General features: G+C 40.0%; 21 protein-coding genes. 14 read left to right on the plus strand and 7 right to left on the minus strand.

The features are described from left to right. Positions 1-25: 25 nt before the first annotated feature. A complete protein-coding gene (locus tag FTV27_RS06415; RefSeq protein ID WP_180003124.1) occupies positions 26-673 on the plus strand; it encodes a LysE family transporter in 648 nt (215 codons plus the stop codon). 69 nt (positions 674-742) lie between these two features. Here the strand turns inward: FTV27_RS06415 and FTV27_RS06420 are convergent, their stop codons facing one another. From FTV27_RS06420 to ahpF, 3 genes are all read right to left on the minus strand, one after another. Then, positions 743-937 carry a hypothetical protein gene (locus FTV27_RS06420; protein WP_180077594.1) on the minus strand — a complete coding sequence of 65 codons (195 nt, stop codon included), beginning with the start codon at positions 935-937 and terminating at the stop codon, positions 743-745. Between the two features lie 237 nt (positions 938-1,174). Then, positions 1,175-1,417 (minus strand): hypothetical protein, encoded by a 243-nt coding sequence (locus FTV27_RS06425; protein WP_078192893.1) that lies wholly within the window; start codon positions 1,415-1,417, stop codon positions 1,175-1,177. A 266-nt stretch (positions 1,418-1,683) separates the two neighbouring features. Further along, a complete protein-coding gene (gene ahpF, locus FTV27_RS06430) occupies positions 1,684-3,249 on the minus strand; it encodes an alkyl hydroperoxide reductase subunit F (RefSeq protein ID WP_180077596.1) in 1,566 nt (521 codons plus the stop codon). Positions 3,250-3,532: 283 nt separating this feature from the next. Between ahpF and FTV27_RS06435 the strand changes: the two genes are divergently transcribed. Together FTV27_RS06435 and FTV27_RS06440 are read left to right on the plus strand one after the other, a co-directional pair. After that, the gene (locus tag FTV27_RS06435) at positions 3,533-3,751 is read left to right on the plus strand and encodes a DUF1653 domain-containing protein (RefSeq protein ID WP_078189028.1); all 219 of its coding nucleotides are present in this window, start codon (positions 3,533-3,535) and stop codon (positions 3,749-3,751) included. 57 nt (positions 3,752-3,808) lie between these two features. Continuing rightward, positions 3,809-4,402, plus strand: coding sequence for a class I SAM-dependent methyltransferase (locus tag FTV27_RS06440; protein ID WP_180077598.1), 594 nt, complete (start codon positions 3,809-3,811; stop codon positions 4,400-4,402). Positions 4,403-4,485: 83 nt separating this feature from the next. Here FTV27_RS06440 and FTV27_RS06445 read toward each other — a convergent pair whose 3' ends face one another. The 3 genes from FTV27_RS06445 to ahpC form a co-directional block, all read right to left on the minus strand. Further along, positions 4,486-4,692 (minus strand): KTSC domain-containing protein, encoded by a 207-nt coding sequence (locus tag FTV27_RS06445; RefSeq protein ID WP_078189026.1) that lies wholly within the window; start codon positions 4,690-4,692, stop codon positions 4,486-4,488. Between the two features lie 356 nt (positions 4,693-5,048). After that, entirely contained in the window at positions 5,049-5,387 is a 339-nt protein-coding gene (locus FTV27_RS06450; RefSeq protein ID WP_180077600.1) for a hypothetical protein, read from the minus strand. 290 nt (positions 5,388-5,677) lie between these two features. After that, on the minus strand, positions 5,678-6,241 hold the full coding sequence (gene ahpC, locus FTV27_RS06455; protein ID WP_078193727.1) for an alkyl hydroperoxide reductase subunit C: 564 nt from the start codon (positions 6,239-6,241) through the stop codon (positions 5,678-5,680). A gap of 356 nt (positions 6,242-6,597) precedes the next feature. Here ahpC and FTV27_RS06460 point away from each other — a divergent pair, with 356 nt between their 5' ends. From FTV27_RS06460 to FTV27_RS06505, 11 genes are all read left to right on the plus strand, one after another. After that, the gene (locus FTV27_RS06460) at positions 6,598-7,041 is read left to right on the plus strand and encodes a hypothetical protein (RefSeq protein ID WP_180077602.1); all 444 of its coding nucleotides are present in this window, start codon (positions 6,598-6,600) and stop codon (positions 7,039-7,041) included. A gap of 533 nt (positions 7,042-7,574) precedes the next feature. Then, a complete protein-coding gene (gene hrpA, locus FTV27_RS06465) occupies positions 7,575-11,483 on the plus strand; it encodes an ATP-dependent RNA helicase HrpA (RefSeq protein WP_218949533.1) in 3,909 nt (1,302 codons plus the stop codon). 30 nt (positions 11,484-11,513) lie between these two features. Then, on the plus strand, positions 11,514-12,629 hold the full coding sequence (locus tag FTV27_RS06470; protein ID WP_111885081.1) for a beta-ketoacyl-ACP synthase III: 1,116 nt from the start codon (positions 11,514-11,516) through the stop codon (positions 12,627-12,629). 11 nt (positions 12,630-12,640) lie between these two features. Further along, positions 12,641-13,408: a 1-acyl-sn-glycerol-3-phosphate acyltransferase gene (locus FTV27_RS06475; protein WP_180077607.1), complete on the plus strand. Its 768-nt coding sequence runs from the start codon at positions 12,641-12,643 to the stop codon at positions 13,406-13,408. A 213-nt stretch (positions 13,409-13,621) separates the two neighbouring features. Beyond that, on the plus strand, positions 13,622-15,637 hold the full coding sequence (locus FTV27_RS06480; RefSeq protein ID WP_180077609.1) for a hypothetical protein: 2,016 nt from the start codon (positions 13,622-13,624) through the stop codon (positions 15,635-15,637). Between the two features lie 96 nt (positions 15,638-15,733). Beyond that, positions 15,734-17,449 carry an AAA family ATPase gene (locus FTV27_RS06485; RefSeq protein WP_180077611.1) on the plus strand — a complete coding sequence of 572 codons (1,716 nt, stop codon included), beginning with the start codon at positions 15,734-15,736 and terminating at the stop codon, positions 17,447-17,449. Between the two features lie 244 nt (positions 17,450-17,693). Then, positions 17,694-18,614 (plus strand): LysR family transcriptional regulator, encoded by a 921-nt coding sequence (locus FTV27_RS06490; RefSeq protein WP_078189020.1) that lies wholly within the window; start codon positions 17,694-17,696, stop codon positions 18,612-18,614. 69 nt (positions 18,615-18,683) lie between these two features. Beyond that, positions 18,684-18,854 (plus strand): hypothetical protein, encoded by a 171-nt coding sequence (locus FTV27_RS17335; RefSeq protein ID WP_373684545.1) that lies wholly within the window; start codon positions 18,684-18,686, stop codon positions 18,852-18,854. Continuing rightward, the gene (locus FTV27_RS17340) at positions 18,842-18,949 is read left to right on the plus strand and encodes a gamma-glutamylcyclotransferase (protein ID WP_373684544.1); all 108 of its coding nucleotides are present in this window, start codon (positions 18,842-18,844) and stop codon (positions 18,947-18,949) included. Before FTV27_RS17335 ends, FTV27_RS17340 begins: the two co-directional genes overlap by 13 nt. 253 nt (positions 18,950-19,202) lie before the next feature. Then, a complete protein-coding gene (locus FTV27_RS06500) occupies positions 19,203-20,213 on the plus strand; it encodes a sensor domain-containing diguanylate cyclase (RefSeq protein ID WP_180077613.1) in 1,011 nt (336 codons plus the stop codon). 318 nt (positions 20,214-20,531) lie between these two features. Then, entirely contained in the window at positions 20,532-21,698 is a 1,167-nt protein-coding gene (locus tag FTV27_RS06505; protein ID WP_233944307.1) for a CynX/NimT family MFS transporter, read from the plus strand. A 26-nt stretch (positions 21,699-21,724) separates the two neighbouring features. Here the strand turns inward: FTV27_RS06505 and FTV27_RS06510 are convergent, their stop codons facing one another. Further along, positions 21,725-22,180 carry a DUF441 domain-containing protein gene (locus FTV27_RS06510; RefSeq protein WP_111885075.1) on the minus strand — a complete coding sequence of 152 codons (456 nt, stop codon included), beginning with the start codon at positions 22,178-22,180 and terminating at the stop codon, positions 21,725-21,727. Positions 22,181-22,276 lie beyond the last annotated feature (96 nt).

Below are 22,276 nucleotides of genomic sequence, written 5' to 3' on the forward strand. Positions count from 1 at the left end.
TTTTAATTCAAATGAATCAGCTAGCATGTCACTGTTATTCACCATCTGCGCGCTACATTTTGTTGCGCAGTTGAGTCCAGGTCCAGACGTATTATTAATTGCTAAAAGTGCTGCATCAACAACGCGTGCAAATACCTTAAAAATTATTGCGGGGATCTCTGTCGGGATTGTGGTATGGGTCGTTTTAACCTTATTGGGCTTTACGGTTCTGGTTGAGCAATTTCCATGGATACAACAAGTTTTAATGGCTGTTGGTGGATTTTTCTTGGCGAAAATGGGTTGGGCGATGTTTAGTGGTGGGCTTAAAAGTTTAAATCAAACAGCCAATTTAGAAGATGGGCAGGCCTTAAGTCAGCAGAATACTGAAAATTATTTCTTATTAGGTTTATTTACGAATTTAGCCAATCCGAAAACATTGATTTATTTTAGTAGTGTGTTCTCACTGGCGTTGAGTTCATCAGCCAGTAGTAACCTAAAAGCACAGCTAGCTGTCATCATTCCGATTCAGACCTTTATTGTATTTAGTCTGTTTATGATGATTATGTCTTTGCCTAAAATTAAAGCACTCTACCAACGTTCGGGTAGTTATATTGATGTGGTTTCAGGGGCGTTATTTTTAATTTTTGCGATTTGGCTGTGGTTCGACGCAATTAGAATGTTCAATCTTCAATAGCTGCAAACATATTGCTGTTAGCAAAGCGAAAGCCAAGTATTAAGACTTGGCTTTTTTTATGTGCCAATTTTATTGTTCTGGATTGGTTTGATCTTGGTCTTTAGATGGTGCTGTATTTGATGGATCTTGTGCAACATTGGTAGTTTCAGCATGATCACGATAACGGTTCGGTTTGAGGGTGGTTTCGGTATTTTCAGAGCCCTTGTATAATCTGCTACGATTGGCGCGTTCACGTAAACCGCCTTTTTTTATTAACTGCACCATCGTCTATAGAACCTCATTGCTATTGCCATAGTTTAAAGAATTTTCCTCGTGAAGATAAGTGAGTAGGGCGATGCTAGCGCATAAAAAAGCCTGAAATCATTCAGGCTTTCATCATTTTAACTTATCTCTTTGAATGACTTTAACGCGACCCGATAACGGTGCTTAAATTCAGCTTAGCTAAAATTTTACACATTGCCAGCCTGTTCTTAAGGCTGTATTTAGCTGCTGTATGAGCGCTTAATTTTTACCATCCTGCTTGAGTACTTCAAAGATGTTGAGTTGGGTTGTCGCTTCAGTATCGTGCTGTTGCAAATACACTTGGACACTCTTAAATAGAATGGCAACAGCCAAACAACTGAGTATGCAAAATATCCAAAAGCCATATGGGCTACGGATATTATGCGAGCCACATTCGGAACATTCTTTATCGCTTGAAGCCAATACTTTATTGCAACAAGCACAGTGATATTGATAGTGCATTGCTTTTCTCCATTTAGTCGAATTTGACCAACATTCTTGTTGTTATTGTCAACCATCAATCCGTGATGATTGTTTTATCTTAATGTGCAAATAAGCTGCTGTACAAGTTTTAAACGGTTTGTTTTGCTCATTATTGTGTAAGTGAAAAGCGTCAGAGAGTTAAATATTTGTTTTATTAATAATTTATAAATGAAACAAGAGATGAATTTTCAGACATAAAAAAAGCCAGTTCGAAAACTGGCTTTTGCTGTTCTGTCTAAATTGAATTATTGACCAGAGCGGATGATGTAATCAAAAGCAGATAATGATGCTTTCGCGCCTTCACCTGTTGCAATGATGATTTGTTTGTACGGTACTGTTGTACAGTCACCGGCAGCAAATACACCTTTCACATTGGTTTCGTTGCGCTCGTTAATTACGATCTCACCACGGTTTGAAAGTTCAACTGCTGTTTCTTTTAAGAAATCAGTGTTTGGTAACAAACCGATTTGTACGAAGATACCAGCCAATTCAATCGTTTTGATTTCATCTGTTGCACGGTCTTTATAGTTCAGTGCAGTCACTTGTGAACCATCACCGACCACTTCTGTAGACAATGCATTCATGATCACAGTGGTATTCGGTAAGCTGTTTAACTTGTCTTGAAGGACTTGGTCAGCACGAAGCTTAGTATCAAACTCAACTAGCGTTACATGTTCCACAATACCAGCAAGGTCAATCGCCGCTTCGACACCTGAGTTACCACCACCGATCACTGCAACACGTTTACCTTTAAACAATGGACCGTCACAGTGTGGGCAGTATGCAACACCACGTGTACGGTATTCTTGTTCACCCGGAACGTTCATTTCTCTCCAACGTGCACCTGTTGAAAGAATCACTGTTTTAGATTCAAGTTTTGCACCATTCTCTAAAGTCACTTCAACCAAGCCATTAGCTGTTTGGTCAGCACCTTTGATGTCAGATACACGTTGCAAGTTCATAATGTCCACACCGTATTCACGTACATGTGCTTCCATTTCAGCAGCAAACTTAGGACCTTGAGTCTTTTGAATCGACGTGAAGTTTTCAATGTCCATGGTATCCATCACCTGACCGCCCATGCGTTCAGCTACGATACCGGTTTTAATGCCTTTACGTGCTGCATAGATTGCAGAAGTATTACCTGCAGGGCCACCACCAATCACAAGGACATCAAAGGCTTCTTTGGCATTTAGCTTTTCAGCATCTTTCGCTGCAGAGTTGGTGTCTAATTTGGCAATGATTTCTTCCAAAGTCATACGACCTTGACCGATGTGGTTTCCGTCTTGGAATACCATTGGTACAGCCATGATTTTGCGTTCTTCCACTTCGTCTTGGAAGAATGCACCATCAATCATGGTTGCAGTTGTACCCGGGTTGTAAATTGCGATCAAGTTAAGTGCTTGAACCACGTCAGGACAGTTATGGCAGCTGAGTGATACAAACACATCAAAGTCAGTTTTAAGACCTAGACCTTTAATGGTATTCAGTACTTCGTCAGAAACTTTCGGTGCATAACCTGAAGTTTGTAGCAAAGCTAGAATCAAAGACGTGAACTCGTGGCCCATCGGTAGACCTGCGAAGAATACGCGTGGAGTTTCACCTGCTTTTGCAATACCAAAACTTGGCGCACGGCTGTTGTTACCGTCAAAACGTGCAGTCACTAAATCAGATAAAGCGGCAACTTCGGTCACCAATTCTTTAATTCTGTCTGATTTTTCCGTGCCGTTTAAAGTCGCGACGATTTCAATCGGGCCTTCAAGGCGTTCAAGTAAGGTTTTTAATTGAGCAGAAGTATTTTGATCTAACATTGCTAACGTCTCCAGAGGAGTAAATTTATTTGATGAGAGAATGATAGAACAAACCATTAAATAGGTGAAACGGTTTGTTTTTATAAAATTAATCGGTTTTACAAATCAAATGATTAAATTTCTTTCTAAATCATAAAAATATACTGATGTGAATGCAGCCAATATTGGGTCATTATCGAGAAATGCAAGTTAAATAGTGGAAAAATAAACGAATTCATCGCGCTTTAAGCAAGACAATGCTAGAGTCAACCCTATTGTATTGAGAACTTTTTAGGGAAATGGCATGCAGGTCAAGCAAGGGATTTATCAGCATTATAAAGGTCAGTTGTATCAAGTCTTTCATGTTGCAACACATAGTGAAACGCGTGAAAAAGTTGTGGTCTATCAGTGCTTGTATGACGACTATTCAATGTGGGTCAGACCCTTAGAGATGTTTATGGAAACCGTTGAAATTGATGGTGAAGTAATTCCACGTTTTAAACTGATCCAAGAAACCCACTGAGCAGATATTTAGTACTTTAATCTTTAAATATGAAAGAAATAACAAAAGGACAGAATCATGAGCATGGATGCAAATTTTAAAAACTATATGCAACAACTCTATGCAGACTTTAGTGCTCACGATGCTGCGCAAAATAACCGACTTGCGCGTTACCGAAATATTGAGCCTGAGTCTGCACTGTTTTTGGCTATGCAAATTCGCTTAAAACAAGCCAAACAGATCTTGGAAATTGGAACATCTACAGGCTATTCCACGCTGTGGTTGGCAGATGCTGCCCAGTCTACACAAGGGCGAGTCGAAACCATTGAAATTGATACAGCGCGTATCGAACAAGCTAAACAGCATGCGGAAAATTTAGCTTTATCCGAATACATTGAATTTCATCATGGCGATGCGCTGCATTTTTTACAGCAGTTAAATCAGCGTTATGACTTCATTTTATTGGATGCAGAACGTGATGCGTATATCGCGTATTGGCCATATTTAGCTGAATTGATACAAGTTCAAAGTGGCGTGTTAATCGTGGATAATGTGCTGTCACATGCCAATGAGGTCGCTGAATTTATCCAACGTGTTGAAGCGGATGATCGTTTTATCAGTACGACATTAAATGTGGGCGCAGGGCTCTTTATGGTGACTTGGCGCAACTAAAAATCAGGGCATACAGCCCTGATTTGATCGAAAATATTTTTAATTAATAAAAATACTGTTGCTATAGCGCTAAGTGTAGCAGTTTAACCCTGTAAGCTTACTCGTGAAAAATGTAGATCATATTCTAAATATTTGTGGACAAATGCCGTTTTATCACTACATCGAAGTAAATTATCATAAATAAAAGGTGAAACTGGATAAAAGAGATCCCCAGAACCATTTGCATAAAATATTTTTAAGTAACGTGAAGAAGAACTGTATTTCCAAGAAGTTACAACAGTTGTTGTCATAAGCCACCCCCTTATTGCGTTGTTATAGTCATACTGCAGTTAAAGGTTTTATCTCATTTGAAATTAAGACAAATTCGGGGCGTGGAGTATTGCAGAATTGTTAAAAAATAAAGTTTTATCTCACATTTTTTTCATTTCTTTATCAACTAATTTGATAAAAATATTGCCAGTTCAAAGAAATGCCATAAGCGTTATTCTCCCATATTAGTGTAGGGCGGGTTAAAAACTACGGCATTGTTCTGATTTATTGCCTTTGACTTGGTTGTTGCTGCCATTAATTGAAAAAGCATTTTCAAGACAAATCAAATTACCTGCGATTTCATTATTATTTAGAACAATATTGCCATTATTTTTCTTTAATTTGAGGTCGCCTGAAATTTGGTTATTGAGGAGTTGGATGTTTTTCCAGTCGTAAAATCGACATTGCCACTGATATTGTTATGATTGGCAATGATCTTGGTAAAATTTTTATTCGATTCAATATTGCCTTTGATGTGGTTGTCATGCAGTTCAACACTTGCACCATTTTCTAAAATAACATTGCCATGAACAATTAAACCTTCAAGCTGACAATTTTTTTTGACTTTAATATCTTCACGAATACTTTGGTTTTTAATTTCACCTTCGCAGTTCACGGCAGCAAAAGTTGTAAACGAACATAAAATTAAACTGATCGAGACGAAATATTTTTTCATGGGCTTACATCTTCCTGAAATAAGCAATTGACCTAAAATTCATGTTAAAAATACTGAAATACTGGCAAAGATGTAAGCCTAGACAATCGGGTTTGCGGCGCATTTTTATTATATTTGTGTAAGCTCTAACTTGATGAATATCTACAGATATGTAGAAAGTGCTAGTACGTTAAAGTTGTATGAATAAAGTGTGAACTGCGTAGGGTGTATAGAGGTATATACTCGCAGATAATAGGCATAAAAAACCACGCTAAAAGCGTGGTTTTTGAATCAGTTCAATCTAATACAGATTAGATTTTACCAACTAGGTCGATTGAAGGAGCAAGAGTTGCGTCGCCTTCTTTCCATTTAGCTGGGCAAACTTCGCCTGGGTGAGCGTGTACGTATTGAGCTGCTTTAACTTTACGAAGAAGTTCTTGAGCATCACGACCGATACCACCAGCGTTGATTTCAACGATTTGGATTTTACCTTCTGGATCGATAACGAAAGTACCACGATCAGCAAGACCGTCAGCTTCGATTAATACGTCAAAGTTTTTAGCAAGAGTCCAGTTCGCATCACCAACCATTACGTATTGGATTTTTTTGATTTCTTCTGAAGAATCGTGCCAAGCTTTGTGAGTGAAATGAGTGTCAGTAGAAACTGAGTAGATTTCAACACCTAGTTTTTGGAATTCTGCATAGTTGTCAGCAAGGTCACCAAGTTCAGTTGGGCAAACGAAAGTGAAGTCAGCTGGGTAGAAGAATACAACAGACCATTTACCTTTAAGATCAGCTTCAGTTACTTCGATGAATTGACCATTTTGGAATGCTTGTGCTTTAAACGGTTTAACTTCAGTATTAATTAAGCTCATCATTGTCTCCATGATTGAGGTTTGTTTTTGATTTCCAATAGGGTACAGAAATTTTTCTTATTGCTGAAATAGTATTTTTACATAACTAATATCGGAAAATCCGAATTAGTACACTCCAGAACTATTTCAGCAATAACGATTATTTATCATTATTTCATTCGATATAAGCCATATCAATGCCATATAAAGTTGAAAGTAAAATGACAAAATCATCTTTTCAAAGTCTGTAACCAACATGATGCTTGTGGCATAAGATTTCAAGGGTGATCTCTAAAAAAGTTATAAAAAATATTTCAAATTATAGAATTTGTTCATATAAGATGGCATGAACATAAAATGACTCCAGATTTGATCAGGTGCTTAGTCAATTTTTTCGTATCATTGCCATTCTCAGTCTTGCACGTGCATCACTATGTATTCTTAAAGTTGAAGACACAGGTACAAATTTATGTATCTATGAATACTTGCAACCTCAAAAAGCGACCTATTTTAATGAACTATTAGGAACTTCATCAGATGATCCTACACTATTGAGTACCATGGGAATCGTTGGAATCTTCTTTTTTTTCCCACTGTTGCTATCATTTAGACGTGCTTGGTATGTGGTTATATTATGGCTATATGCGATTTTTCAATTCATCATCATTTTAATGATAGAAACTGCTTCAATTTCAAAAATTATCTATGACAGTATTGTTTATTGTCATAATGGTTGGTTGTTCGCATGGGTGATCGGGCAGAGCATATTTATTGTTTTTAGTTTCGTTTACATTTTCTATGGCACTGAAACTAATGTATAAAGCTTTCAAATGGATTGGCTTGAGTTGCCTATTCTAGTCAGCATGTGGCTTTATTATTCTGTACTGGATGAATCAAGAATGTGCTTTCATTTCAAGGTGCTAGCCCGAATCAAATTAATTATTATGCTGAAATGAATGGTTCTTCATCGGATGAACCTCTTTTATTTATTTTTATTGCGTTGATTTGCATTTTATTTTCAATTTTTTTGTGCTTAGCAAAATCTGTTCATCATTTCTTGATCATCACTTTCACTTTATTGATGTTTTTAATTGTGCCATTGAGTATATTCTATACAGTGTCATTTTATCAACCATTACATGACAGTATAGAAGCATGTGGCAATTGTTGGTTATTGGCCGCAATTTTAGTTTTTTATCATTTTATTCTGTTCGGCTTCATCTATTGGTTTCAGGCACGCAAAAAATAGATTCATCTTTCACTATTTTTACATACAGCGTAAAATATTTGGTTCTATTTTAATTATTAGGATAATGCATCTGTGCCAAGTCAGTTAAATGTCGATCAATTGGTCATGGTTCGTGATCGCCATCGCTTAAGTCGGCTGAAAAAAGGCAAAGAAGCCAATCCTGAAAAATTTCAAGATTTGTTTGAAAAGTCGAATGCGAAAGTGCGCGAACGGATTGTCCGCATTCCCAATATTAAATTAAATCAAGACTTACCTGTTACGCAGTATGCGGACAAACTAATTGAAGCTATTCAAAAGCATCAAGTGATTATTGTGGCAGGTGAAACGGGTTCGGGTAAAACCACACAGTTGCCTCAAATTGCCATGCTTGCAGGTCGTGGTTTAACGGGTTTGATTGGCCATACTCAACCCCGTCGACTGGCTGCACGTAGCGTTTCGCAGCGTATTGCAGAAGAAGTGGGCGAAAAGCTGGGGGAGTCGATCTCCTTTAAAGTTCGTTTCAATGAACAAGGTTCACAAGATTCCATCGTTCGGTTAATGACCGATGGTATTTTATTGGCTGAACTGGCCAATGACCGCTTCTTAAATAAATACGACACGATTATTATCGATGAAGCGCATGAACGTTCGCTGAACATCGACTTTATTATGGGCTATCTCAAACAGCTCTTGCCACGCCGTAAAGATCTCAAAGTCATTATTACTTCCGCGACATTAGACGTAAATCGCTTCTCGAATTACTTTAATGGGGCACCTATTTTTGAGGTCGAAGGTCGAAGCTTCCCTGTAGAATTGCGTTATCGTCCGATTTCAGAGCTGAGCATTGTCGGTAGTGATGATGATGAGTTTGACGATTTTGAAGAAAATTTACCTCGTGCCGTGGTTTCAGCTGTAGAAGAATGTTTTCAAGATGCGCAGGAAAAAGGTCATCCTGAACATGCCGACATTTTGATTTTTGCCAGCACTGAACAAGAAATTCGTGAGTTACAGGAAACACTGCAAAAGTTTGGGCCACGACATACCGAAGTTTTACCCTTATATGCTCGATTGGCTTTGGCAGAACAGCAAAAGATCTTTAATCCATCAGGCGGTGGGCGACGTATTATTATTGCCACCAACGTGGCAGAAACGGCTTTAACTGTACCGAATATTCGCTATGTAATTGATAGTGGCTTTGCACGTATATCCCGTTATAACTATCGCTCACGTGTACAGCGTCTACCAATTGAGGCTGTATCACAGGCGGCAGCAAATCAGCGTAAAGGTCGTTGTGGTCGTATTGCACCGGGTGTGTGTATTCGACTGTATTCAGAAGAAGACTTTATGAGTCGTCCTGAATTTACCGAACCGGAGATTAAACGAACCAACTTGGCCTCGGTTATTTTGCAAATGCAAAGTTTGGGCTTTGGTGAATTAGAAGACTTCGATTTTATTGAGCCGCCAGATCATCGTTTGGTGAATGATGGTCGTAAACTATTAATTGAGCTTGGTGCGCTTTCTGAACGTAAATCAAATCCCTCTCTTGCGACAAACAACGCCTCACCTGTTGGAAAAGGGAGACCTGAAAAAGCCCCTCTTTCTAAAAGAGGGGTTGGGAGAGATTCCTTAACCAAAATTGGTCAGCAAATGGCGAAAATGCCGATCGACCCACGTCTTGCACGGATGATTTTGGGTGGAGCGCATTTTGGCGTATTAAATGAAGTCTTGATTATTGTCGCTGCTTTAGCGGTACAAGATCCACGTGAACGTCCTGCGGATAAACAAATGCAGGCCGATCAGAAACATGCTTTGTTTCGTGAAGCTGACTCGGATTTCTTGTTCTATATCAAATTATGGGAAGCTTTGGTTGCCAACCGTGACATGAGTGAAAATAAGCGTCGTACATTTGCACGCAACCATTTCCTGAGTTGGTTACGCCTCCGTGAGTGGAAAAAAACCCATGAGCAATTGGTGGATTTGGCTCAGGGCTTAAAACTGTCCTTTAATGAAAAGAAGGCTAATTATGAAAATCTGCACCGTGCGTTATTAACGGGTTTACTTTCATTTATTGCCAACAAAACCGATGAACGTAATGTGTTCATGGCAGTGCGTCAGCAAAAGGCACGCATTTTCCCTGCATCAACTTTGCATAAAACCAATACACCTTGGGTCATGGCTTTTGAGATGGTGGAAACCTCTCAGGTATATCTTCGTACATTGGCGAAAATTGAACCTGAATGGATTTTATTGGCTGCTGGCGATTTATTGAAGCATCATTATTTTGAACCTCATTGGTCCAAAAAATCTGGTGTAGTCAATGCCTATGATCAAATTTCTTTGTTTGGTTTGATTATTGAGCCACGTCGTCAGATTAATTATGAAAAAGTGGATCATCCGGCGGCGCATGAAATTTTCCTACGTGATGCGTTGACGACGGGACATTTGGGTATTACGCCGCCGTTCTTAAAACACAATTTATTAAAATTCGAAGAAGTTGAGCGTGTTGAAGATAAACTGCGTCGTCGTGATTTGGTGGTGGATGAAGAAACCATCTACCAATTTTATGCTGCAAAAGTGCCTGAAGAGGTGGCAAGTCGTCGTAGTTTTGAAGACTGGCGTGCAACTGTAGAACCGAAAAATCCACGGCATTTATTTATCGATGATGATGCGCTTTGGATGAATGACCGTCCAACGACCCAGCAATTTCCAGACTACCTACGTAATGGTGAACTGCGTTTGGCTGCAAGTTATCGTTTTGACCCAAGTCATGATGAAGATGGTGCAACGGTCAAAATTCCAGTTCAAGCTTTGCCGCAAGTGGATGAAAATATTTGGTCATGGGGCATACCCGGTTGGCGACAAGACCTGATTGAAGCCTTGCTTAAAGCACTGCCTAAGGATAAACGCCGTCACTTGGTGCCAATACCAGATACGGCTCGTAAATTAATGGATCGTGTCGATGCCGTGCATTTGCGCGAGCATATTTTTAGTTTCTTGGCGTTCCAACTGCGTGGTGAGCAAATCACAGATAAGGACTTTTCTTGGGAACGTGTTGAGCAATATCTGCAGCCTTTAATCAAAGTCATTGATGAAAAAGGCCGTGTGATTGAGCAAGGTCGTGATCTAGATGAACTCAAAGCACGCTGTCGTACGGAAACTCATAGCCCAGTCAAACAGTTAAAAGGTGAGTTTAAAACCTTCCCTGATAATTTTGTGTTCGAAGCATCACAAAAAGTCACGGGTGTGGTGGTGAAACAATATCAAGCGCTTGTTCCAGTCAAAGGCTTTGCAGAGTTGGATGCCAAAGACGAATCTGGTGTGGTGATTCAGACTTTCAATGACCAATTTGAAGCAGTCAAACAACACCGCGAAGGGATCATTCGTTTGGTTCATATGCAGTTGGGTGACTTAGTTCGTCAGTTGAAAAAACAGATTTCTAAACCCTTGGCATTGGCTTATTCACCGCTAGGTGACAAAGCCAAACTAGAGCAAATGTTAGTTTATGCCACACTTCAGCTTGCAATAAATGAGCTACCTGTCAATGTGCAGGAGTACCAAAACCTGATTTTAAATGTAAAGAAATCTTTCTTAACCCATGGGCAACAAGCATTAGCCGTTTTAACTGAAACCTATATTCAATGGCAGGATATACGTCGGAAATTGTTGGTTTTAGATGATTCTGTGTTTGGAAAGAACATTGATGACATTGAAGATCAACTCGATTTGATGCAACTTTCAGATTTCGTTTATGGCAAAACTTCCGATGTGTGGCTCGAATTTCCAAGATATTTGAAGGCATTAGTCTTGCGTTTAGACCGCTTGCCAAATAACCTACAAAGGGACAATTCTGCCATTGATCAAGTTGACCCATGGATGGAAAAATTATTTAAGTTTAAAAATGACACTCGCCTTAAAGAATTGTATTTCATGGTTGAGGAGTTACGCATCTCTATTTTCTCTCAACCAATGAAGACCAAGATGCCAATTTCTCCATCCCGCTTGCAAAAAGTATGGGATAAGCTCGGAATCAGTTAAGATATAGGTAATTTCTAAAAGGAGTTTTACATGGGCATCCGCATTACGGGTACAGGTCTTTATCATCCAGAAGACGTAATTACTAACGAAGAGTTAGTTGAAGCTTTAAATGCTTATGTGGAACAGTACAACAGTGATAATGCTGAAAAAATTGAAGCCGGTGAGCTAGAAGCGCGCCGTGGTTCAAGTGCAGAATTTATCGAAAAAGCATCTGGCGTAAAAGCACGTTATGTTGCTGAAAAAAGCGGTATTTTAGATCCAAAACGTTTACGTCCAGTATTGCATGAACGTTCAAATGATGAATTGTCTATTCAAGCGGAATGGGGCGTAGCTGCTGCAAAGCAAGCGATGGAAAATGCGGGTGTGACTGCTGAAGACATCGATGTTGTGATCTTGTCATGCTCTAACATTCAACGTGCATATCCAGCCGTTTCAATTGAAATTCAAACTGCGTTGGGTATTCAGGGTTATGCCTATGACATGAACGTTGCATGTTCAGCTGCAACTTTTGGTATCAAGCAAGCCTATGACGCGATCAAATCAGGCGCTCGTCGCGTGTTATTGGTAAACGTTGAGATCACATCTGGTCACACAGATTTCCGTATGCGTGACTGTCACTTCATCTTTGGTGACGTTGCAACGGCTTCGATCATTGAAGAAACTGAAACCAAAGCTGGTTTTGAAGTGTTGGATATTGACCTGTTTACTCAGTTCTCAAACAACATTCGTAACAACTTCGGTTACTTAAATATGAGTGAAGTCGATGCTGACATCGACAACAACCGTTTCCGTCAAGACGGTCGTAAAGTATTTAAAGAAGTGTGTCCATTAGTGGCGAAAATGATCACTAAGCAATTGGATGACAATAAAATTGCGGCAACAGATGTAAAACGCTTCTGGTTACACCAAGCAAATGCCAGCATGAATGAATTGATTCTGAAACTGGTTGTGGGTAAAGAACATGCTCAGCCAGACCTTGTGCCAATCATTCTTGATGAGTTTGCCAATACTTCATCAGCAGGTGTCATTATTGCATTGCACCGTACTGCGAATGAAGTAAACCATGGCGAATATGGCGTACTTTGCTCATTTGGTGCAGGCTACTCAGTAGGTTCTGTACTTGTTCAAAAACATGATGCTGCCTAAGGTCAGCACATTTGCAGGTTGAACATGATGCAAAATGGATAAAGCGTTTAAGCGCTTTATCCCGCATGTATTTCACGCCGACCTTTTTTGGCGCTGAATATATTGATGCATCAAAACCTGCAATGTATGTAGGGAATCATACAATTTACGGTGTACTCGATTCACCGGTGATTATTGATTATCTCTACAATGAACATAAAGTGGCTGTGGTCAGTATTGCTGATCATAGCCATTTTTATTTGCCTGGTTGGCGTGGCATGGTCAAAAAGTTCGGTGCAGTCCAAGGTATTCAGGACTATGTCAGAACAGTGATGCAACAAGGTTATTCCATTTTAGTTTTTCCCGGTGGTGGTCGAGAGGTTTTGAAACGCAAAGGCGAAGCCTATCAACTGATTTGGAAGCAACGTTATGGCTTTTTAAAACTGGCGCAAGAATTTAATTATGACATCGTGCCTTTTGCCGCTTTAGGTGGGGATGAAGTCTTTGAGCTGGGCTTTGATGCCAGTGTGATCGTTGAACATCGTTGGTTTAAACAACTATTAAAAATACAAAAAATCGATAAATTATTACGTCATGGTGATGTGATTCCGTCTTTACCCAAACGTATTATCCCCAAGCGCATTCCATTCTATTTTCAATTTTTACCCCGTCAAAGTTTGAGTCATATTCAGAGTGTGGAGGATTTAAAGCTCTATCGAGAGGCACTACAACAAGATATTTACAATGCGATAGAACAGCTTAAGAAAATCCGTTCAGAACAACATTCTACAAATCAATAATAGTGACTACTCTTAAACTTCATTCATTTTTTGTCAGTCACAGCTCAAAATCATGGTGAATTTTGTCACAACAATAGCTTTTAGATTTTTTTATTGAACGCCTTTGTATTGACCTTTTGTACAGCTATTTGGCTGATTAATGGCAGTAGTCGGAGCATTAAACTTTGACTATAGTGAAGGTTGAAAAATAATCAACGATCGTTAGGGCGGAAGATGGAAAAGAAAAGCTTGACCCCGCAGCTAGAGCATATTGCTCGGCAACTTATTCGAATATCTCCAAGTTTAAAGCAGTTGTATCAAGAGCAAATGGAACTTGCTACAGCACTCAATTCACAAAATATCTTTAAAATTGAACAAGAGCAGCACCGCATTCAACTGTGTAATGGACTGTGGACCTTACAGCTACAAAGTCGTGAATCGATTGGCTATCAGTTTCCTAGAAGTCCATTTAGACCCATCAAAATTGTTGAATTGCATTCGACAGTGCCATGTATTGAAACAATAGAAGATTTCTTATTTCATGAATTGTATTTTTTTACTGGCGACCTAAAGCCGCAACATTCACTCTTGCTCAGAGAAAAAGCACAGCAATTTAGACAATTGATCTTACAGTCCGTTTTTCAACATCTAAATGGGCCAGCGCGTGTTCAGCAGTTTTTAGCACAGATGACAGGAGTTGAAGCGCAAATTTTTGATCAGTTGATGCAAGAGCAGCAGATTTATCAGACACCGCTATTACAAACGTATATCGAATGCCAAATCTGTCTACCACATTGGTTGATGCAAAAGATTGAGCAGATGTTTGCGCTTCATTCACTTACAGAAGCTGAAATATTGCCGATACAGCTCTTGATGGATAGTTTGGACGAGATTTGTTTTGCTACAGCACAATTTTTAGATCCAACGATTTGCCGGATCATGAGTTTGAGTTATGAAGATCGGTTCAATTTACAAGAATTAAATGAACATATAGAAGATATTATTTTGTTGCTCGACCATGCATATGAGCGTCCCAATTTGTTGGGTTTTATTCGTTTGATGCATCGGGATGTTTGGGCAGAGCAGGACATATTAAGCCATAGCAATTTTGTGCAAGCCACAGCAATTTGGCAAAAAAAATGTGGAAAACTCCCTTTACTCGATAACAACCGTGCAGTGCGATGGATGTTCAAGCAGTCAGCCGAAGTATTGGATTGGCTGAGTCGTAATTTTCAACACAGTAATGTACGAGTGGCTGTGACGGCATTAAGTTTTGTCGATACGCAGCATATTCATCCCGCATTGATTCTTGCGACCTTACAACATTTTCAATTTGTTGCAGCGCGCTTATTTATTCAAAATTGCCATACGATTGCGCATGAACATGATTGGTTTAATCATGAAAAAAATCTACAGTTTGTTTTACAGCGAAAATATCAGCAGCATGATGACCATCGTGTAGTGATCAGCCCATCGATTTTGTATTTAGATGAGTGGTTGATCTTAATGCGACAGGTGTTAGGCGCGGAGGATCAGGCCATAAAAAAAGTCTATCTACCTTTGAGCCGTATTATGCAGGCCTATCTGCAACATTTAGTACGTTGTACGCAGCAATTACCGCAGGCTTTGATGGATTATATCCGTCCAGAAACCCAAGAAAATCGCCAGTTTTTAAGTATGTTACGACAGCATAAAATTCAACTGCAGGATTTTCGAAATTTATTTTATTTAAAGCATGCTAATTTAAGAGTATCTGTATTTGATGCCTATGTGCGTGACTATGTTAGTGCGACTTATTCTACAGGTCATACAGTCCCTAAAAATATTACCTGGAATGGGGTCTTTCATCAGGCGGTGCATTGGCATGCCAAGCAACAAAAGCAAGAAGTGTTAACTCAATTAAAGCGTAAATTTGAGACAACAGTCTGGCAGCCATTTACAACAGAAGACAAAATCTATTTTCAAGAGTGGGTCTTTGAAGAATTAAAAACCATCGATCGAATTATTGATGAATCTATTCAATTTAAACATTGTTTGGCATCAAGTTATAGCGCCAGTATCATTGCAAGAGTATATGTAGCTTTTCATATGTACCATCCCATTTTGCATGTATCGATGACTTTGGGCTGTCATGTGCAAAACCACATTTTGGTTTTTGATCAACTCGAGTATTCAAATAATACCCAAGCAGAAATAGAAAAAGTAAATATCGCCAAAGAATTTTTAAATAGGTTCAATAGCTTAAAGTAAGATTGGCGAAATACGGATTTAGTAAACTGTGTTGTGCGCTTAACTTTTGAGTCAAAAATCGTTAGGCTATAGCCGTTCTTTTACGGTATAGGTCTTATGAAACAAGAAACTGCACTCAAGCTGCTCAAAGCAGGCGAAAATGTGTTTTTAACAGGTTCGGCTGGTGCAGGGAAAACTTATACTTTAAATCAGTACATCAATTATCTGAAAGCGCGCAAAGTGCCGGTGGCAATTACGGCTTCTACAGGGATTGCTGCAACCCATATGAATGGCATGACAATTCATACATGGGCAGGGATTGGGATTAAAGATGCGATTTCCGAAGATGAGTTAAAGCGCTTAAAAGAACGTAAATATTTAAAAGAGCATTTGGAAAATGCCCAAGTTTTAATCATCGATGAAATTTCGATGTTGCATGCCAAGCAATTAAACTTGGTGAATAAAGTTTTAAAATTTTTTAAAGACAGTGAAGATGCTTTTGGGGGGATTCAAGTCATTGTTGCAGGTGACTTCTTCCAGTTACCCCCTGTGGGACGCAAAGGTGAATTAAACCGTGACAAGTTTTGCTTTATGTCTGAGGCATGGGTAGAAGCGAAGTTTCGCGTGTGTTATTTGACCGAACAACATCGTCAGGGTAATGACTATCTCAATGATATTCTAAATGCGATTCGTGCTCAGCAAATTACGGGCGATCATTTGCATGCTTTAAGGCAGACAAGTTCACAAAATATAGGTGAAACCTTTACGCGCTTGTATACCCATAATATGGATGTAGATAGTATTAACTATAAACATCTAAATGAAATTGAGCAAGAATCTCGCCAGTTTGATGCCCAATGTGATGGTAATGATAAACTGATCGAAACCTTAAAATCATCCGTGCGTGCGCCGGAAACTTTGACCTTAAAGAAAAATGCCAAAGTGATGTTTGTAAAAAACAACTTTGACGTGGGCTATATCAATGGCAGCCTCGGTGAAGTGATAGGTTTTGAAGAAGATGATGAATATGGCATCTTGCCTAAAGTAAAACTCACTGATGGCACGACCTTGGTGGTAGAACCTGAAACATGGTCTGTCGATAATGATGATGGTAAAACCATTGCCAGTTTCCAACAAATTCCACTGCGTTTGGCCTGGGCGATCACCATTCACAAATCTCAAGGGATGACCCTTGCAGCGGCTGAAATTAACTTGACGCATACTTTTGAGAAAGGTCAGGGTTATGTGGCATTGTCGCGTTTAAAAACATTAGATGGTTTGCGTTTACTTGGTTTTAATGAACAAGCTTTAGAACTCGACAGTTTGGCGATTAAAGCCGATCGACGTTTTCAGGAACTCTCTGATGAAGCGGAAACCAATTTTGCAGAGGCCGATTTAACCGTTCAACACAAAGCCTTTATTCGCCATTGTGGCGGAACACTGAATGAAGTGGAAATCGAGCGCAATGAAAAGAAAATTGCCAAAACTGGTGCGAAACAAAGCTTTGCCACAGCGACTTTAGATCAAACTCGTGAATTGTTTGAGGAAGGTTATGAAATTCAAGATATTGCAGTGGAGCGTGGTTTAACACCTGCTACGATTATTAATCATTTGGCTCGTCTGCAAAAAGAGCAAGGTTTAGATATATCGGTGGCACATCCGGGAGAAGACGTGGTTGAGCAGGTGCGTAAAATTTATAAACGTTTGGCGAAACGACAAGACCCAGCACATTATAACGATGATGGTACTATTAAGCTGCGCCCAATTGTGGAGTTGACCAGTCCACGCATGGGATATGACCAAGTTCGTTTGGCTTTATTATTTGTGGAATAACACATTCTTTGGATTACATACATTTAAAGCCAGATTGATCAATCTGGCTTTTTTAATAAGGGGCATCGTGTTTATTTTCATCCTTTGCATCTGCTTAAAAACGATGAATTGGTGATTAAAGTTCCAAATAAAACTTTAAATGAATAAAACTTAATAAAATAATGATAAGGTGAGTATAATTCATTAATGCTTTGCGAAAACTATTCGATTGCAAAGTTGCTCCCAAGTTTTGTTGAGAACAATCATGTTGGAATTACGCCATCTCAAAACCTTATTGGCACTCAGAGAACACGGTTCTTTGGTCGCTGCATCTAATGATCTGTGTTTAACGCCTTCTGCACTTTCACACCAGTTGAAAGAACTGGATCATTGGTATGGGGTAGAGGTGGTGAACCGACGAACACGTCCTGTGACCTTTTCGAATGTTGGGCAACGTTTACTACGCCTTGCCGATGACATTTTGCCGCAAGTTCAAATTGCGCAATCGGACATTACACGTATTGTGCATGGTCAAACCGGCCGAATTATTTTTTCTTCTGAATGTCATAGTTGTTTTGATTGGCTGATGCCGTTATTGAATGTCTACCGTCAGCAATACCCCGATGTAGATTTGGACTTTGCCTCTGGCTTTGAAGCCAATCCGCATGAACTATTACAAACAGGCGAGTTTGATCTTCTGATTACGGCAGACCCAATCAATTTAAAAGGTGTGGAATATTTCCCTATCTTTGAATATGAGTCTCGTTTGGTATTGTCCAATACACATCCATTGGTTCGTGCGACAAATGTGACTGTTCAAGAATTAGCAGAAGAAACGCTGATAACCTATCCGGTCGATAAACATCGTTTAGATATCATGGCGAAATTATTTTTACCGGCCAATATTCAGCCTAAACACGTCCGTACCACAGATTTGACCCAGATGCTGATTCAGTTGGTTGCAAGCGGTCGTGGCATTGCGGCATTACCTGATTGGGTCGTGAATGAATATGAGCAAAAAGGTTGGGTGACCTCTCGACGTTTAGATTGTGTTTCACCTGAAGGTTTAAGACGAACTTTGTACGCCGGTTATCGTACCGAAGAGGCTGAAAAAAGCTATTTTGAAGGCTTCCTAAAACAGTTGGCGAAATTCTCACAAAAACGCAATCAATATTATTCCAACTAAGGAGGAGCTATGACTCAGAGTCTTTTTGTATACGGGACATGACGTCTAGGTCAGCCCAATGCTCATGTGATGGAGCGTATTGGTGGCGAGTGGAAGAAAGGTGTGGTTTGGGGTGAGCTAGAACATAAAGGCTGGGGTGCAGCGATGGGCAGTCCGGGCATTCGTTTATCGAAGGCAGGTCAGGCGATTGAATGCTATGTTTTTATCTCTGAAAACTTAGCCGCACATTGGGGGCTTTAGATGAATTTGAAGGTGCTGAATATCAACGTGAGGCTGTAGATGTGCAATTGGAAGGCGGAGAATGGATGCAGAGTGAAATTTACGCGTTGAAATAATATCTAGGGGGAGAGTCGTGAAATACGTGGGTCATCCATACATCATGATTTCCCCAACCTTCGAAATGTGTATCGATGATTCCACTTGCTCTGTTGTTTCCTTGAGTGCATTTTCTTTTAAAGCGCAGTATCTCAATGAGTTGTATCTAAAGTGCATGAATGCACAGATATCACTTTAAGATCGCTATACAAGTGAATGAATAATTTCTAGAATTGAGCTGTATCTCACACTGAACCCTGTTTGAACTCAATCATGCCAAATACTATAGAACCCTCACCAACTCAACTCATGTCTGTGATTCAAACTCAGACAGCTATTGCCAAATTGGGTTTAGATCTAAATGCAGTGATGACCGTGGTCGCAGAACAGGCGCAGCAGATTACACATGCTAAAGGTGCAGTTGTAGAGTTGGCTGAAGATGGTGATATGGTCTATCGTGCAGTGTCTGGCGGGGCGAGCCATTTACTGGGTTTAAGACTACATATTGAAAATAGTTTATCGGGTCTATGTATAGCGCAAAAACAAACACTGTATTGCCAAGATTCGGAAACAGATGCACGGGTAGATCGCGTGGCATGTCAACGTGTCGGGTTGCGTTCGATGGCTGTGGTGCCATTGATTCACTGTGATGAAGGTGTCGGTGTATTAAAGATTTACTCTGATCAAGTCGATGCCTTTCAGGAAGCTGATTTACATATATTGAGTTTGATGTCTGAGTTGATCGCTGCGGCGATGTACCATGCGACACGTTTCGGTGCGACAGAGTTATATAAATTGGCGACTCAAGATAGCTTAACCGGCTTAGCTAATCGGGCTTTGTTTGTCGACTTTTTACGCCAAGGGATAGAAAAAGCACGTGCGCAGAAAAAAGTACTGGGTATCTTGATGATTGATATGGATGGTCTGAAGCCGATTAATGATCAGTTTGGACATCGCATTGGGGATGCTGCACTGAAAGAAATTGCACAGCGCATTTTGCGTGAAACACGTCAAGATGACTTGGTTGCACGCTTGGGTGGTGATGAATTTGCTGTGATTTTAACCAATATTGCCAACTTAGAGCGTGCGCAAACGGCGATGAATCGAATCGCAGAAAGTTGCGGACTGCCATTTGCATTCGAGCAAATGAGTTTGAAAATTGGTGCCAGTATTGGCATGGCTTTATTTCCAGAGGATGCCCAATCCATCGATCAATTGGTCGAAATGGCAGATTTGAAAATGTACGCCAATAAGCGTGAACGTAAACAAATCAATCCTGAATAACGTACTGCCTAAATATCTCACTGCTTAAATAATTCACTCATAGTTATGCAGGTAAATTCGTTCACTACCTTCATATTATCTAAAGTATCGCAAAACGTTTTGATGAAAACTTGTCCTGTCTCAAACAAATGCGGATGACATGACTAAGTATCGTTGTTTAATTTGAATCAAAGTACGCTTAGCATGTGACGGTGCAAGATGATTAAATAATTGAAAAATCATCTAAGGTCATTTGTTTTTTGACTCAAAATAATATTTTGAATTGTTAAGCTGTGCAGTATTGCATGGCGAAAAGAGCATGACAATTCAATGAAAGGGATGTCAAAAGATTTATTCATTATTGCGGCAGGTTTTATTGCTGCAATGCATATCGGGAAACTACCGCCCGCAATACCTGTATTACAACAGCAACTCGGCATTAGCTTTATTCAGTCTGGTTTATTGCTCTCACTAGTACAGGGTGCAGGAATGTGCTTTGCATTGTTGATTGGTAGTTATATCCAAAAAATTGGATTTAAACTGTGTATCTTATTGGGCTTAAGTCTATTGACGATAGCAAGTGCATGGGGGAGCTTTGCACAAAGCTTTGATGTCTTGTTGCTACTGCGTGTCATAGAAGGATTTGGCTTCTTATTGGTGACACTCACAGGGCCTGCATTTATTCGTCAGCTTGTACCGCTACAGCACATCAGCGCAAAGATGGGACTGTGGAGTGCTTATATGGGCGGAGGTATGGGCATAGCCTTATTGGTGGCGCCATTTCTAATTGCTCAATATGGTTGGAGTGTGGTTTGGCTCAGTTTCGCTATGATTACTGCAGCATTACTACTCTGTATCGCCATGTTTATTCCTCAGCCTAATGTGGCGCTGAATACAACACCTATTATTGGTCTCATTCGAGATACTCTTAAACATCCAGCAGCATGGCTTTTGGCGCTCATTTTTGGGACATATGCAGGGCAGTGGTTTGCATTGGTGGGCTTCTTACCGATGATTTATGCCCAAAACCAAATTTCAGCAGAATTGGCAGGCGCTTTAACAGCCAGTGTTGCCGTTGCGAATGCAGTGGGCACATGGGGGTGTGGACTGCTATTACAGCGTGGTTTTCAAGCTAAAACTTTAGTCCAACTGGGTTTTGCTGTCTTGATCATTTGCTCCTTAGAATTTTATCTCTTTAAAGATGCGTTACCGTTTTTATTGCAATATTTAACGGTGTTTAGTTTTTCGCTTTTTGGTGGCTTAGTTGCTGCGACGGTCTTTGCACAAGCACTGCATTTTGCACCTTATCCCGCGGCAATTAGTACGACGATCGGCATGATTTTACAATGTTCTGCCATTTCCCAATTTGTTCTGCCTCCGTTGATTGCCACCGTAGTTTCACAGACTGGAGCGTGGTTTTGGGCGGGTATCTTGATGTCAGCGTTGTCATTCGTTGGAATCATGCTTAGTCGACGTTTATTTCAAATGCAGCATGGCTCAATTTAAAATTTTATTTTATGTAAGTAACAGCCTTATTGCTTAATCCCAATCAGTAGCGACAAGATGCCTGCTGCAATGAGTGGGCCGACGGGTACACCACGCAGCATCGCAACACCTGCGACTGTCCCAATCAGTAGTCCGGCAACAACATCTGGCTGATTCGACATCAGTTTGACACCACGTCCGCCTAGCCATGCGACAAAGATGCCAATAGCGATTGCGACGAGGGATTTCCAACTTAAAAAGGATTTTAAAATCGAATCACCAGGAATTTTTCCGCTAGCGATCGGCGTGAGTACGCCAATGGTTAAAATAATAATGCCAATGTTTAAGCCATATTGTTGCAGATAGGGGAAAAATTCACTTAAAGGCGTGATGCGGAAAACAATCAAGACACCTGCTGCTATGGTGATCGCTGTATTGTGGCTAAAGATGCCACAAGCCAATAACACCAATAACACGATCAGATTTAAATCCAACTGAGACATAGGATATTTGTGAGAAACTTCAATAAATAATCAATAGTGTAGCGCAGAAACATTAAAAACTGGCGTTCAAGATCATTTCCGCTATTTTTCCTGCAA

Origin of the sequence: Acinetobacter sp. YH12251, from assembly GCF_013417465.1 — a bacterium.
GTDB lineage: Bacteria > Pseudomonadota > Gammaproteobacteria > Pseudomonadales > Moraxellaceae > Acinetobacter > Acinetobacter amyesii.